The 15,669-nt window shown below is 40.9% G+C and carries 13 protein-coding genes, 1 tRNA gene and 1 pseudogene; 6 read left to right on the top strand and 9 right to left on the bottom strand.

Annotated features, from left to right (window positions below):
* Window positions 1-2 precede the first annotated feature (2 nt).
* Window positions 3-833 carry a nucleotidyltransferase domain-containing protein gene (locus tag CKY02_RS20100; RefSeq protein ID WP_112896666.1) on the top strand — a complete coding sequence of 277 codons (831 nt, stop codon included), beginning with the start codon at window positions 3-5 and terminating at the stop codon, window positions 831-833.
* Window positions 834-1,061: 228 nt separating this feature from the next.
* Here CKY02_RS20100 and CKY02_RS20095 read toward each other — a convergent pair whose 3' ends face one another.
* The 8 genes from CKY02_RS20095 to folD form a co-directional block, all read right to left on the bottom strand.
* Complete coding sequence (locus CKY02_RS20095; RefSeq protein WP_112896665.1) at window positions 1,062-2,228, bottom strand: glutathionylspermidine synthase family protein; 1,167 nt, start codon at window positions 2,226-2,228, stop codon at window positions 1,062-1,064.
* A gap of 129 nt (window positions 2,229-2,357) precedes the next feature.
* On the bottom strand, window positions 2,358-3,245 hold the full coding sequence (locus CKY02_RS20090; protein WP_112896664.1) for a DUF1190 domain-containing protein: 888 nt from the start codon (window positions 3,243-3,245) through the stop codon (window positions 2,358-2,360).
* 12 nt (window positions 3,246-3,257) lie between these two features.
* Window positions 3,258-3,695 carry a DUF350 domain-containing protein gene (locus tag CKY02_RS20085; RefSeq protein ID WP_112896663.1) on the bottom strand — a complete coding sequence of 146 codons (438 nt, stop codon included), beginning with the start codon at window positions 3,693-3,695 and terminating at the stop codon, window positions 3,258-3,260.
* On the bottom strand, window positions 3,696-4,358 hold the full coding sequence (locus CKY02_RS20080) for a YjfK family protein (RefSeq protein WP_112896662.1): 663 nt from the start codon (window positions 4,356-4,358) through the stop codon (window positions 3,696-3,698).
* Between the two features lie 65 nt (window positions 4,359-4,423).
* The gene (locus CKY02_RS20075; RefSeq protein ID WP_112896661.1) at window positions 4,424-5,107 is read right to left on the bottom strand and encodes a PspA/IM30 family protein; all 684 of its coding nucleotides are present in this window, start codon (window positions 5,105-5,107) and stop codon (window positions 4,424-4,426) included.
* Window positions 5,108-5,127: 20 nt separating this feature from the next.
* The gene (locus CKY02_RS20070; protein ID WP_112879702.1) at window positions 5,128-5,514 is read right to left on the bottom strand and encodes a DUF2170 family protein; all 387 of its coding nucleotides are present in this window, start codon (window positions 5,512-5,514) and stop codon (window positions 5,128-5,130) included.
* Between the two features lie 733 nt (window positions 5,515-6,247).
* The gene (gene ybcJ, locus CKY02_RS20065) at window positions 6,248-6,460 is read right to left on the bottom strand and encodes a ribosome-associated protein YbcJ (RefSeq protein WP_112879694.1); all 213 of its coding nucleotides are present in this window, start codon (window positions 6,458-6,460) and stop codon (window positions 6,248-6,250) included.
* The gene (gene folD / locus CKY02_RS20060) at window positions 6,460-7,335 is read right to left on the bottom strand and encodes a bifunctional methylenetetrahydrofolate dehydrogenase/methenyltetrahydrofolate cyclohydrolase FolD (RefSeq protein ID WP_112896680.1); all 876 of its coding nucleotides are present in this window, start codon (window positions 7,333-7,335) and stop codon (window positions 6,460-6,462) included. Before folD ends, ybcJ begins: the two co-directional genes overlap by 1 nt.
* A 196-nt stretch (window positions 7,336-7,531) precedes the next feature.
* Here folD and CKY02_RS20055 point away from each other — a divergent pair.
* From CKY02_RS20055 to CKY02_RS20030, 5 genes are all read left to right on the top strand, one after another.
* A tRNA-Arg gene (locus CKY02_RS20055) sits at window positions 7,532-7,608 on the top strand.
* A gap of 696 nt (window positions 7,609-8,304) precedes the next feature.
* Entirely contained in the window at window positions 8,305-9,861 is a 1,557-nt protein-coding gene (locus CKY02_RS20045) for a type I restriction-modification system subunit M (protein ID WP_112896660.1), read from the top strand.
* On the top strand, window positions 9,858-11,060 hold the full coding sequence (locus CKY02_RS20040) for a restriction endonuclease subunit S (RefSeq protein ID WP_202924638.1): 1,203 nt from the start codon (window positions 9,858-9,860) through the stop codon (window positions 11,058-11,060). The genes CKY02_RS20045 and CKY02_RS20040 overlap by 4 nt, the downstream gene beginning before the upstream one ends.
* Window position 11,061: 1 nt before the next feature.
* Entirely contained in the window at window positions 11,062-12,216 is a 1,155-nt protein-coding gene (locus CKY02_RS20035) for an AAA family ATPase (RefSeq protein ID WP_112896659.1), read from the top strand.
* A gap of 25 nt (window positions 12,217-12,241) precedes the next feature.
* Complete coding sequence (locus tag CKY02_RS20030; protein WP_112896658.1) at window positions 12,242-15,358, top strand: type I restriction endonuclease subunit R; 3,117 nt, start codon at window positions 12,242-12,244, stop codon at window positions 15,356-15,358.
* A gap of 195 nt (window positions 15,359-15,553) precedes the next feature.
* On the opposite strand, the pseudogene CKY02_RS20025 reads toward CKY02_RS20030, so the two are convergent.
* Window positions 15,554-15,669: pseudogene (locus CKY02_RS20025) on the bottom strand (IS630 family transposase); the annotation flags it as partial.

Raw genomic sequence — 15,669 nt, 5'->3', positions numbered from 1 at the left:
AGATGAAAGAAAAATTTGGTATCAGTGACATCATGAAGCAACACATATGCCAAAAACTGGCGCAACTTGAGACAGAGCTGCAAATACGAATACTCTACGCCTGTGAATCAGGTAGCCGCGGTTGGGGATTTGCCTCGACAAACAGTGATTACGATGTACGTTTTATTTATGTACATACGCCATCATGGTACTTACGCGTCGATCCCTCTCGGGATGTCATTGAACTACCGATCAGTAACGAGCTGGATATCTGTGGTTGGGAACTGCGTAAAACTTTAGGGCTGCTGAAACGAGCCAACCCGACACTGATGGAGTGGGCAGACTCACCGGTAATCTACTACGAAGACGTGGAGTTCATGGCGGTACTACGTACCCTATTACCAGACTATTTCTCCAACAACAGAGCGCGATATCACTATCTGTCAATGGCAAAGAAAAACTTTCGTAGTTACCTGAAAGGCGAGAAAATTAGGCTGAAAAAATACCTTTATGTACTACGCCCATTGCTGGCGGTACGTTGGATCGAAGCTGGTAAAGGTGTCCCCCCGATGCGCTTCGACACCCTACTGGCCGGAACGGTTACAGACGCAGCGCTGATGCAGGAAATACAGACTCTGCTTGCCATCAAGCGTAACGCTGACGAAACGGAGTATAGCCCACGTTTTAAACGCATTCATAACTTTATCTGCCGCGAATTAGATGATTCAGTTACCCGCTGCGAGCTCAAAGACAAAAAACACCTCCCAGATACCGAATTGGATTTACTTCTGATGCGCACAGTACTTCACCATAATAATAAAGAAGAAGGAGAATACAGGTTAAAAAACGGATGAAAATCATACAAATATGACATTTCAGCAATAAAGTTAGATGTTTACTAAGAGCCAAAAAGCAGGGTATTCCACCCTGCTCCAGAAATAGATAGTTATATACCCTATGGATTTCAAGATGCATCGCGACGGCAAGGGAGTGAATCCCTGGGAGCATAGATAACTATGTGACCTGGGTGAGCGAGTGCAGCCAACAAAGAGGCAGCTTGAAAGATGACGGGTATAGAATCATTAACCTAAAATAATATGAGGTACAAATCGTGATGTATCCTTCGTGATCCTGCCAATATCTTCCCTAACCGATAGACCCGCAGGCGTATCATTAACGAGCCAACTACCGATAAGAACATGGCTATTACCGATCTTTGGCAATGGGGTGTACTGCTGCACAATGTAACCCTCTTCACCGTAAGGACCATCTACCTTTTCAACCACTTTGCCATCTTTATGAATACTAATATTCGCGCCCTCACGGCTGAATATCGGCTTCATAACATAATAAGTCAGGCACTTGGCTTGCGGATCATCGGCAAAATAAGCTTCAAGCAGATTTGGGTGTCCTGGAAACATCTCCCAAAGCAATGGCAAAATTGCTTTATTCGAAGTGATGCATTTCCACATTGGCTCAAACCAGTTAACACCCGCGCTGACTAGGTATTGAGCATATTCTTCACGAAACATGAACTCCCACGGGTACAACTTGAACATAGAGTCTATGATCTTGTTATTACTATCCGTAAATTGACCACCCTCGCTGAGCCCAATGTCTTCAATGTAGACAAACTCAGTATGAATACCGGCATCTTTGGCACAGTCAGCCATGTAATCAACCGAGCCCCTGTCTTCTTCCGTACCCTTACAGCAGGCAAAATGAAGCGTGTTGAATGGCAAAAAGGGTTTCAGTTCACAAAAGCGATTAACAAGCAACTCCTGTAGTAAGTTGAACTGATCAGCAGCATGAGGTAATTCACCACGGTTAACCTTATCTTCCAACCACAGCCAGCTAAAAAAACCATGTTCATAAATAGAAGTCGGCGTATCTGAGTTAATTTCCAATAATTTAGCCGGGTTTTTACCATCATAGGCAAAATCAAGGCGACTATAGAGACTTGGATCTCTGCGCTTCCAAGATCCACGAACCAATGACCACATTGCTTCTGGAATTTGGAATCTAGTCATCAACTCATCACTGTTAACCACTTGCTCTACTGCTTGAAGGCTCAACCGGTGGATTTCCGCTGTCGGATCTTCAATATGTTCTTCAATCTGCTTGAGAGTAAACTGGTAGTAACGGTCTTCCGTCCAGTACGGCTCATTATCGATTGTATGGAAACCAAACCCAAATTCTTTTGCTCGCGCTTTCCAATCATGACGAGGTGTTGTTGGGATCTGAAGCATGACATTAACCCTTTGATAATGCTTATTTAAATCCTGGAAAAAATCATCGCACAAACGCTTAATGCGGCAATAATGCCTCGATGCAAGACACTGATAACAAAAAGCCTGCTAATAAAATGTCAGCGCCGGTTAACCACCCCAACTGTATTTAGCGGAAGATATTGAACCAAAACCACCAGAAGACTTGGTAGTGACGATTGGCTTGCTATCATAGCCAGAATAACGGGAATCGCTACTTTTAAACTTTTGTTCCTTTTCACGTATCAAGCGCTCGCGATACATTCTCTCTTTATGCTTACGTGCTGAATAATCACCGATTTCATCAACGATCTCAGATGCGATATAAGCAGTTGATCGGGGGTTCAGTACAGGGTTTATACCTGCAACAACATTTGCATTCGTTCCAACTTGAGAAACTTCTCGTTTCTCCATTGGCAGGCGAACCGTCTCCAGCGGCTGCAAATAACGTCGGTTCATCTCGTACTGGATATTGCCAATATCGGAATAATCACCAATAACCTTACCATCAGCGAAAAAAAGCTTACCGTACAAATCGCCATAGCCTGATGTTGAAGTAAATAGTGGCTGGTAGAACACATTGCGATACTTTTCAGCAACGTCGTACTTGTTAAACTGTTCTGGTTTCACCTCCGCCATCATAAAGGCGGCCATCTTCGGTCGATAACCCACTTGCCCCGGCATTGCTTCACACTCACCGAACTCCAGCTCACACATAGCTTTCCGGCGAAATTTCTGCGAAGTACGCTCCGCTTCGCGTAATGCCGCTTGGTATGTAGTTTCACATTGAGCAGCGATCGTATTCTTCGGATTATTCTGACAAGAGGCCAAATCCTTATAAACATGAATTGACAGCTCATCCGCCGATTGACCACAACCAACGAGTGAACCAACACTGAGCGCCAATGACGTGAAGGAGAAACCACGCCAATATTTACGCTTACTCTCAATGTTAATGGCTGTGCTGCGCATTCTGCGCTTTTTATTCCCGTTCGTCATACAATCCCTAAATCAGTAAGTCATGCAGGCTGCGTTTAAAAGACCAACAGAAATTGACACCGCCGCCAGCACAACCGCAGCAGGGACCTCATTATTCTCAATGCGGGATACAATCTTTGGCATCATGAATATGCGAACCATGAAGAAGCCAGCAATCTGAGCCAACAGCGCAACAACACTCCACATCACGAAATCAATAACCCCCACAGAGTTGCTTGCTGCACTTGCAATGGCGATGCTGTAACCAACCAACGCGCCACCAAGCGATATCGCAGCGGCACTATTCTTCTCTTCCTTGATAAGCTTCCACTCATCATGCGGAGTAATTATTGTGTAGATAAATTTGAAAATGATGAAAAAAACCAGCGCCAGCCCAAAACACAAGCCAAAATTACCTACACCATGCATAAATTGAGTAAAAGCCTGTTCTTCATTCTCCAATGTGATCATTTATGCCACCACTTTAAAATCAGTTTGGTTAAGTTGAATACCGGTGCTCAGTACCATCAATCTATCCAGATGACTCCCTACAACTTTTTCTTCTCCCACAACCTGAAGTTCTTCTGTTCTGTTATGAGCAACCTGACGCGTATACACCATCACAAACTGATCAGTTTCGGTTATGTGACCCTCTTTACTGTAAGTTTTTTCGGTAACAGCCACAGGCTTAATGTTGTCCCATAACTGAGAGAACTGGGTACCATCAAGATCATATCGTCTGCTTGGTGTAACGATACCGTTTTCAATCAGCGCATCCCATTGAGCTTGTGAATCGATCGGTTTAGTTTCGTAAAAGTACCACAGGCTCACTTCCTTCACGCCGTCATCCCCCTCCCCTTCTTGAAGCACTTGAAGGTAACCTTCGTCATCCGTGTAATAACGAACCAAACGCACGTTATCACCTAAGTCGACAACACCAACGGAACATATAAGCTGAGTTGAAGCTGCGTTTTCGATCGTTAGGTCAGATTCAATCAGTTTTAGCATTAGCGGGTCTATCTCAAGTGCACCACCAATACGCAAACCTAATACTTCCGGCACCTTTGGAACAACAGGCGCAACCGCCTTACCCCCGAATGCGCTCTTAAACGCATCTACGATTTTGGAAAGCATAGAAATATCTCTTGATAGGAAGATCCCACTTTAAAAAGCAGGATCTTGATTTAACAACTGGGTATTTACTTGCCAAGAATACGAGCAAGTTCATCTTCTGCGGACATAGAACTTGAAGTTATGCCAGCCTCTTTAAGCTTTTTATCCAGATCGCTAGAAGTCATACTATCGTGGAGCTCCTGCTGAGCCTCGAACTGAGCCGCTTTCTCAGCCTGACGTGACTTGATACGCTCAAGGGAATCAAGGGCGGTAGATGTTTTTGAAGAAGCGCCAACGACAGAACTGTGAGTCGCTGCCTGGGCTTTCTGCACCTGTTCAGTTGCCTTAACCAAATCAACTTGGTTCTCAAGCTGAGACACCTTCTTTTTCGCCTCTTGCACAGTGTGTCGGTGCGTCGTTTCAGCCTTCTGGAACGATTCAAACAACCCTTGTTCCCTTTCCAGTTCGTCACGCAAGGTCGCAACTTTCTGAGCACACTCCAGAGCAAGCCCATTGTCACCTTTACCCGCAGCAGAGCGAGTATAACCCTCATACTCTGTGATACTGTTTTTGATATCCGAGACCTTTTTCTCTGCCATTTTTCGCTTAGCAATAATGCTAACCAGGCTTTCATCCGCACGGCGGATTTCTGCTTTTGCTTCTCGGATTTCCTGATCAAGAATCGTCAGTGCGTTGCCATCAGCAACAGCTTCTGCCGCGTTATTTACCGTTCCTTTAATTGCCTTAAAAAGCTTTTTCCACACGTTCATTAATATTTGCCTCTATATTGTTATTTTAGGAACTCAGAATACGCATCAAGAAGTTCAGTGATGTTGGCAAACAACGTAGAGACTTCGATGACAACGCTTTCTTGTTTTGATTCTGATGACAATGAACCAAAAGCGGTATAGTAAGATTGACCATCTACTTTAGTTATTCCAACTGAAGTCAGAGGAATCATCTTGTGCGTTTCTAAAATAAACTGATTTAAAGAAGCGGGATCTAAAACATTCTCTTCTGAAAACAGTAATGCTTCCACTGTAATTTGCCTGCCACAAATAGCCAGATGAGCTTTAATTCCGTCTTCGTTAGTAATTGCAAGACATTCACCTATTTGCTCTACACTCCAGTTGTTACCGGATTCATTAAGAGCTTTAATCACTTGATTTAATTCCAAACTATCTACTCCACTGGTTTGTTTTATCATTAAAATCAGTATATTAAGTTTAAATTATCATCAGATTAAACATTTTTCAATAAGTATTGTATTAAAAGCGCACAACACCTTAAATACTGCATATTCACTAAACAGGGTTAAAATTTTATACCATTTGCTAAGTGACCTTTTAATACCTAAATACCACCTGCACAGAACACTATGAGAGAGCTCGCATGTAAAAACTCAACCCGCTGGATGATTAAAACCACGCTTATACTAAGGTTGGTTACCTACAGCTTAAACGTATAACCGTGGACAAGATAAATAGAGAATTACGGGGTAAAATAAAAATTTTCAGTAAAATCAATTAGGTTAATAAAAATATCCATTTTGGTTATCCGTTTACTCAAGCTAATATCGAAGCTAAAATATTTTTCATCATCCCGTTTATCTCCGATATAAAAAACCTTTTCTACTTATTAGTGCTTTTCACATTTAACAGAGATTAACTTGTACATTAAGTTTAAGGTTTAATTCTTATTTACCATTATAACCTTTTTACATTTTCATTATTTTTCATCGAGGTACTTTTTAACTACAGATACTTCGGTTGACCAAATCAAGCTTAATCGCACTTTAACTCACTTTCCAAACATACCGATTAAACACCTTTTCGGTCAATCCCAACCAAAAAGCGAGTACTTTACCCGCAATCTGCGGCTCCCTTCATTTTTAAGGGAGCCCGTTTTAATCATTCTTTAATGTGAACAGATTTACCATTAAAGGTAACAACCTGCCCGGTTATAGCTTTGTAACGTTTACGGGTTTCTATCTGACCGTTTACTTCAACCAGACCTTCAACAATAACCGCTTTAGCGCTAGCGCCGCTTTCGCTCCACCCTTGAAACTTCAACAGATCACATAGCGCCACATGAGGATGGCCTTCTAAATAAAAAATTTCCATTAACAACCTTCAATTTTTTCCACATCATGGTATTCCTCGCAGGCTTGCAAGGTATTCTGGATAAGTGTCGCGACTGTCATTGGGCCAACCCCCCCTGGAACCGGAGAGATCCAGCTTGCACGCTCTGACGCGGTTTCAAAATCAACATCGCCGATGACTTTTCCATCTTCCAGGCGATTAATTCCGACATCAATAACAATAGCGCCAGGTTTAATCCATTCACCAGGGATAAAGTTTGGTTTACCAACCGCCACAATGAGCAAATCTGCGTGCTCCACATGGTGGCGTAAATCTTTAGTAAAGCGATGAGTCACCGTGGTGGTACAGCCAGCCAATAACAACTCCAGGCTCATTGGGCGACCAACAATATTTGAAGCGCCGATAACGACGGCATTCAGCCCATAAGTATTAATTCCACAACGCTCAAGCAACGTTGCGATACCGCGCGGAGTACAGGGACGCAGCTTTGGAGCGCGTTGACACAAACGACCAATATTATAGGGATGGAAGCCATCAACATCCTTATCAGGCTGGATACGTTCCAGAACTTTGACATTATCAATACCGGCAGGTAAAGGGAGCTGAACCAAAATACCATCAATTTCTGAATCATTATTAAGCTGATCGATAAGATTCAACAACTCGGCTTCACTGGTGGTATCTGGCAGGTCATAGGAACGGGAAACAAACCCGACTTCCTCACAGGCACGGCGCTTGCTTGCGACATAAATTTGAGAAGCCGGATTTTCGCCGACTAAAACAACGGCAAGACCAGGAGCACGTCTTCCCGCAGCAACACGTTGTTGAACACGCACTGCTACTTCACTTCTGATTGTCTGCGCAATCGTTTTCCCGTCAATAATTTTTGCTGGCATGTACGAATAAATCCATAAATCAAACATTGGGATACTACCTATTTTGTCAGAACATGAACGTGCTGTCAGTTTTATTGATAATCAGAAAATAGCCAGATGAAGATTTATAAGCAGAAAAGCCATTGACTCAAGGAGTTGTCACCGTATAATCTCTCCCCGCATCAGAGCATTACTGATGCAGCTCATCTCTCAAAATGCGCCCTTAGCTCAGCTGGATAGAGCAACGGCCTTCTAAGCCGTAGGTCACAGGTTCGAATCCTGTAGGGCGCGCCATATCAGCTTCTCTCATCGTCTAGTAAAGCCCATAAAACCCCAGTAAACACAAAAAGTTAAGCTCTCCTTGTTCTCCAGAAGTCGAGTAAAGTCCGCTGAAATCTACATTGTGGGGGTATATTTAAGGGTACGTTCAGGTTCAATGAAGTGAGATACCGCCTGATGAAGCTAATATTATAGGGTGTGCGGAATTCAACCCCGCTACCGATCTTGCCAGCACACTCAAAGCACCTATACTCCCCACATCTTTTAGCTATCTTAGTGATTTCTTGATAGCCTTACAAAGCCATTCTTATCAAGCTGCACGAGATTACAGGGCGCAGGAAATACGTTTTCCCTGGTCGTAACGATGCGGGTAAGCCAATGAGTGAAGCTGCTATTAATCAGGTTATTAAGCGTATTGGCTATGATGATTCGTAATGACCTGAACCTGAATATTGGTACTGCTATCGAATGGCTGCCAGAACTGACAAGGGATAACCTGCCAGAAGAGTAATTTTTTCTTAATGTAGGCATTTTTCAAAGAAATATAAAAAAATGGATTACCTATCGGGTTGGAAGCAGTCCAAAATGCCCCTGAGATGTCTACTAAACTTGTAGCGATTCAAAATGATTAGAACGTCTTTACTCGTTATAATACCGGGATGATTATGGGCCGATGGCCATTCAAAAACGTATTAAAAGTGGAGTTTCACAATGACAAGTACCCAACAACGCGCCGAACTACAGCGTCAAATCTGGCAAATTGCCAACGATGTGAGAGGTTCAGTTGATGGCTGGGATTTCAAACAGTACGTACTAGGTACGCTGTTTTATCGCTTTATAAGTGAAAACTTTGCAAACTACATTGAAGGCGGTGATGAGAGTATCAACTATGCTGAGCTTTCAGATGATGTTATCACTGACGATATTAAAGATGATGCCATTAAAACCAAAGGCTATTTCATTTACCCAAGCCAGCTGTTTGTTAATATTGCCGCAAATGCTAATGAAAATGACAATTTAAACAAAGATTTAAATACCATTTTCGTCGCTATTGAAAGCTCAGCTAGAGGTTACCCATCTGAAGCTGAGATTAAGGGTCTTTTTGCCGATTTTGACACCACCAATAACCGTTTAGGTAATACCGTTAAAGACAAAAACACCCGCTTAGCCGCCGTATTAAAAGGCGTGGCAGGGCTTAAATTTGGTCAGTTTGAAAGTAACAAAATAGACTTGTTTGGTGATGCTTATGAGTTTTTAATCTCTAACTATGCCGCCAATGCAGGTAAATCAGGCGGTGAATTTTTTACACCACAACACGTTTCTAGGCTAATCGCTCAGCTCGCTATGCACGGGCAGACCAGCGTGAATAAAATCTATGATCCCGCCGCAGGTTCGGGCTCACTGCTATTACAAGCCAAAAAACACTTCGATGCCCACATTATTGAAGACGGTTTCTTTGGTCAGGAGATTAACCATACCACCTATAACCTTGCACGTATGAATATGTTTTTACACAACATTAACTACGACAAGTTTAATATTATGTTAGGCAACACCTTAACCGAACCGCATTTTGGTGATGAAAAACCGTTCGATGCCATCGTCTCTAATCCACCGTATTCGGTGAAATGGATTGGCAGTGATGATCCAACACTGATTAACGATGACCGCTTTGCTCCCGCTGGTGTATTAGCGCCGAAGTCCAAAGCCGATTTTGCCTTTGTACTGCACGCATTGAGTTACTTATCCAGCAAAGGCCGCGCGGCAATTGTTTGCTTCCCGGGTATTTTTTACCGTGGTGGAGCTGAGCAAAAGATCCGCAAGTATCTGGTAGATAACAACTATGTTGAAACCGTGATCTCATTAGCGCCTAACCTATTTTTTGGCACGACCATTGCTGTAAATATTCTGGTGCTGTCTAAACACAAAACCGACACCACTACTCAGTTTATTGATGCAAGCACTCTGTTTAAAAAAGAAACCAATAACAACATACTTACCGACAATCATATCGAACAAATTATGCAGGTGTTTGATAGCAAAGATGATGTTGAGCATTTTGCTAAATCGGTCAGTTTTGAAGCCATCGCCGCTAACGATTACAACCTGTCGGTGAGTAGCTATGTCGAATCTAGAGACAACCGCGAAGTAATTGATATTACAAAACTCAATGCCGAATTAAAGATCACTGTTAAAAAAATCGACCAACTGCGAGCGGATATCGATGCCATTATTGCTGAGATTGAAGGCACGGAGAATAAGGCATGAGCAATATGAGCTTTATGGAAAAACTGCTTGATGGCGTTGAAGTGGAGTGGAAGACTTTGGGGGAGCTTACAGAGTATTCAAAAACTCGTATTTGCTTTGACAAACTTGATAAATCAAATTACGTGGGAGTTGATAATCTCCTACAAAATTGGGCAGGGAAAAAAGAGTCTACTTATGTGCCAACCGAAGGTAACTTAATAGAGTATCAAAGTGGTGATATTTTAATCGGAAATATTCGCCCCTACTTGAAGAAAATATGGCACGCTGATCGTATCGGTGGCACAAATGGCGATGTACTGGTTATACATCTGACTGATGAAACGATAACACCTAGGTATCTATATCAAATTTTAGCGGATGATAAATTTTTCGACTATAACATGCGGCATTCTAAAGGGGCCAAAATGCCACGCGGGAATAAAACAAAAATAATGGAATATCCAATTCCTATCCCATCTCTCAATATCCAAACCGAAATCGTACGCATTTTGGACGCCTTTACCGAGCTTACCGCTGAACTTACCGCTGAACTTACCGCCCGCAAAAAACAGTACAATTATTATCGCGACCAATTGTTAAGTTTTGAAAAAGGTGAGGTGGAGTGGAAGACTTTGGGGGAAATTGGTGAGGTTCGCATGTGCAAACGAATTTTAAAAAACCAAACCCTCGAAACAGGCGATATTCCATTTTATAAAATTGGAACATTTGGCAAAGAGCCTAATGCTTTTATTACACGAGAATTATTTGATGAATATAAAGCAAAATATAGCTACCCAAAAGCTGGAGAGGTTCTAATTTCTGCAAGTGGTACGATCGGAAGATCAGTCATATTTGATGGAAAAGATGCCTATTTTCAGGATAGTAATATCGTATGGATTGAAAATGATGAAAGTCAGGTATTAAATAAATATTTGTTTTATTTTTATCAAATTGCCAACTGGAATATTTCCGATGGTGGAGTAATCAAGCGTTTATATAATGATAATATCAAAAAAACAACGATCCCTGTTCCGTATCCGAGAGATTCTGAAAAATCACTTGCCGAACAAGAACGCATCGTCTCTATCCTAGACAAATTCGACGATTTAACCAGCTCCATCAGTGAAGGTCTACCGCGAGAAATTGAACTACGTCAAAAGCAATACGAATATTATCGCGATCTGCTATTGAGTTTCCCCAAACCAGAGGTAGAGGCATGATATGAGCAAAACGCTAACGGGAATAGCCCAGCAGCTAAAAGATGCCAACAAGAAAGTACAACTGATCTATGCCTTTAATGGTACGGGTAAAACCCGGCTTTCGCGGGAGTTTAAACAGCTAATTGCGCCAAAAATTGATAATGATGAAAGTAGCAACAATAAAGAACTATCATTGACGCGTACTAATTTTTTGTATTACAACGCCTTTACCGAAGACTTGTTTTACTGGGATAACGACTTATCTGAGAATACCGAGCCTAAACTCAAAATCCAGCCGAATTCATTTACAGATTGGGTGCTAAAAGACCAAGGGCAAGATCGGAATATCATTGCTAACTTTCAACGCTATACTGATGAAAAATTAACTCCACATTTTAGCGAAAATGGTTCGGAGGTCACATTTTCTTTCGAACGTGGTAATGAAGCACGAACTGAAAATGTTAAAATATCAAAAGGCGAAGAAAGCAACTTTATCTGGAGCATGTTTTACACACTGATTGAGCAAGTAATAAGCGTGCTGAATGTTGCTGAACCCAGTGAGCGAGAAACAGATCAGTTTAATCAATTGCAATATGTCTTTATTGATGATCCTGTGAGCTCGTTAGATGAAAACCATTTGATTAAGTTGGCAGTACATCTTGCTCAACTTATTAAATCTAACGAGTCTAGCGTTAAATTCATCATCACGACGCATAACCCTCTTTTCTATAACGTGCTACACAATGAGCTAAACAGTGATGATAAAAGCTATAAAAAGAAATGGTTTAAGAAATACAGGCTGACAAAGCATGAAGACGGCACATATCAGCTAGCAATCCAACCTAATGATTCACCGTTTTCATATCATCTTTATCTGAAGTCAGAACTCGAAAAAGCCATTGAAAACGGTCAGTTGAGCAAGTATCACTTCAACTTTCTAAGAAATATATTAGAAAAAACCTCTACTTTTCTTGGCTATAAAAAGTGGGGTGATTTATTGCCAAAAACCGATGATGGCAGACCTAACCCTTATGAAGCCAGGATTATTAATATCTCTAGTCATTCAAAACATGCAGGTGAAGAGGTCGCTGAGCTTACGGAAGATGACAAGCGTGTTTTGCGCTATCTGGTTAATGAAATTAACACTATGTACCGCTTCCAACAGGCAGAAAATTAGAGTGAATCGAATTTATAGGTGAAGTATGAACGAATACAAAACTGTTGCTGAATCAAATAACTTTATCGTACTTGATAAATACATTAAGGAATTGCAGCTAAATGAAACCTACCAAAGCGAAGGTGATTTAGAACGGGAATTGATCGACGATTTAGTCAACCAAGGTTATGAATATATTTCTGGCTTAAACACACCCCAAAACATGCTGGCCAATGTGCGTGAGCAACTGCAGATACTGAATAATGTTAATTTTTCAGAAAGTGAGTGGCAACGCTTTATTGATCAGTACTTAGATAAGCCAAACGATAACAACATAGATAAAACTCGTAAAATTCATAACGATTATATCCACGACTTTGTTTTTGATAATGGACATATCGAGAACATCTATCTCGTGGATAAGAAAAACATTGCCCGTAATAAAGTACAAATCATTAAGCAATTCAAGCAAACAGGGGCGCAAGCGAATCGATACGATGTAACCATTTTGGTTAATGGCCTGCCATTGGTACAAGTTGAGCTTAAAAAACGCGGAGTTGCTATCCGTGAAGCCTTTAACCAAGTGCACCGTTATAGTAAAGAAAGCTTTAATACAGAAAACTCTCTGTTTAAATACTTACAGCTTTTTGTGATTTCAAACGGTACAGACACTCGCTATTTTGCCAATACTACCAAGCGTGATAAAAACAGTTTTGACTTCACCATGAATTGGGCCAAATCTGATAATACGCTGATTAAAGACTTAAAAGATTTTACAGCCACATTTTTTCAGAAAAATACCTTGCTGAATGTGTTAATTCATTATTCTGTATTTGATGTTAGCAATACTTTATTAGTGATGCGCCCCTATCAAATAGCGGCTACTGAACGTATTTTGTGGAAAATTAAAAGTGCGTATCAGGCTAAAAATTGGAGTAATACTGAAAGTGGTGGCTACATTTGGCATACCACGGGGTCGGGCAAAACCTTAACTAGTTTCAAAGCGGCGCGTTTGGCTACTGAGTTGAATTTTATCGATAAGGTGTTTTTTGTGGTCGATCGTAAAGATCTGGATTACCAAACCATGAAAGAATATCAACGTTTTTCACCTGACAGTGTTAATGGTTCGGAGAGTACCGCAGGGCTAAAACGGAATATTGAAAAAGATGACAATAAAATTATTGTTACTACCATTCAGAAATTTAATAACTTAATAAAAAGTGAAAGCGATTTACCAATATACAATAAGCAAGTAGTGTTTATTTTTGATGAGGCACACCGCAGCCAGTTTGGTGAAGCACAAAAAAACCTAAAGAAGAAATTTAAAAGGTATTATCAATTTGGTTTTACGGGCACGCCAATTTTCCCGCAAAATGCTTTAGGGGCAGACACCACCAGTAGTGTATTTGGCCGAGAATTACATTCGTATGTGATTACCGATGCCATTCGTGATGAAAAAGTATTGAAGTTTAAAGTTGATTATAACGATGTAAGACCACAGTTTAAGTCCATTGAAACCGAACAAGACGAGAAAAAGTTAACAGCGGCAGAAAACAAGCAAGCTTTTTTACATCCTGTTCGTATTCGTGCAATTTCCCAGTATATTTTAAATAACTTCAGGCAAAAAACACATCGTCTCCAAACCGGTGGCAAGGGGTTTAATGCCATGTTTGCTGTCAGTAGCGTGGATGCCGCCAAAGCTTATTATGAAGCGTTCAAGCATTTACAAAAAGAGACTGAAGAAAATAAAGCAAATAAAAAACCGCTTAATGTTGCCACTATCTTCTCTTTCGCCGCTAATGAAGAGCAAGATGCTATTGGTGAGCTTATTGATGAAAGTTTTGAGCTCACCGCAATGGACAGCAGTGCCAAAGAATTTTTAAGCGCAGCCATTGATGATTATAATGCAGCGTTCAAAATGAATTTTGGTGTAGATAGTAAAGGTTTCCAAAACTACTATAAAGACCTCGCTAAGCGAGTGAAAAATCAAGAAGTAGATTTACTGATTGTTGTTGGCATGTTCTTAACAGGATTTGATGCGCCGACATTGAATACTTTATTTGTCGATAAAAATCTGCGTTACCACGGCCTAATGCAAGCTTTTTCACGTACTAACCGTATTTATGACGCCACGAAGACCTTTGGCAATATCGTCACCTTCCGTGATTTAGAACAAGCTACGGTTGACGCTATCACTTTATTTGGTGATAAGAACACCAAAAACGTGGTGCTGGAAAAAAGCTATAAAGAATACATGGAAGGCTTTACCGATTTAATCACCGGCGAAGCACGTCGCGGATTTTTAGAGGTAGTGACAGAGCTACAAAAACGCTTTCCTAACCCTGATGATATTATTAAAGAGCAAGATAAAAAGGATTTTGCCAAACTATTTGGTGAATATTTACGTGCGGAGAATGTACTGCAAAACTATGATGAATTTGCAGGATTAAAGGCTCTACAACATGTAGATATTAGTAATCCGGAGGCTGTTGAGGCATTTAAGGCTAAATACTACCTGAGTGATGAAGATATCGCCGCGATGCAAGCGATTGAGATGCCAACTGAGCGTACTATTCAAGATTATCGCTCAATCTATAATGATACGCGTGATTGGTTACGCCGTGAAAAGTCGTCTAACGAGAAAGATAAATCTACTATTGACTGGGATGATGTCGTCTTTGAAGTGGACTTGCTCAAATCGCAGGAAATTAATCTAGATTACATTCTTGAGTTGATTTTTGAAAACAATAAAAAGAATAAAAATAAGGCAGAGTTAATTGATGAAGTTCGCCGTTTAATTCGTTCCAGCCTTGGCAATCGAGCAAAAGAAAGTTTAATTGTTGATTTCATTAATCAAACTAACTTGGACGAAATTATCGACAAGGCCAGTATTATTGATGAATTTTTCAAATTTGCTCAAGCTGAACAAAAACGTGAAGCAGAAGAGTTAATTAGCTCGGAGAAATTAAATGAAGATGCGGCTAAGCGCTATATTACAGCATCATTAAAACGAGAATATGCAAGTGAAAACGGCACAGAGCTCAATTCCACTCTACCTAAGTTAAGTCCACTTAACCCGGAATACAGAACGAAAAAGCAGGCTGTTTTCCAGAAAATTGCTGCATTTGTTGAGAAGTTTAAGGGGGTAGGTGGGCAAATATAGGTGCGAGCTAATATACAGAATTATTTACAGGGTCCAGTCGATCTACTACTCGCTATTATAAGCCACTTACCAACCATCTAAACACCTTGACGTTTAGATGGTTAATACGCTATTTTTCCCTCTATCCATTTGTATCATTATCTCACCTTTCCTCAGCTCACAAATTGATGAGTCTCAATAGTTTTAAATAAGATTTCATAATTGTGCTACACCCATTTTTTGTCTTCCTGGCTTTTGCTGTGATGAAAACGATGCCAAAAAGGCATCAACATAATTCAGTAACTGCCACATAAATTGACAACAATGATTTC

The organism is Photorhabdus bodei, from assembly GCF_003287735.1.
GTDB classification, from domain to species: Bacteria; Pseudomonadota; Gammaproteobacteria; order Enterobacterales; family Enterobacteriaceae; genus Photorhabdus; species Photorhabdus kayaii.
The sequence above is the reverse complement of the archived record's forward strand: the minus strand, read 5'-3'. Positions and strand labels throughout refer to the sequence as shown.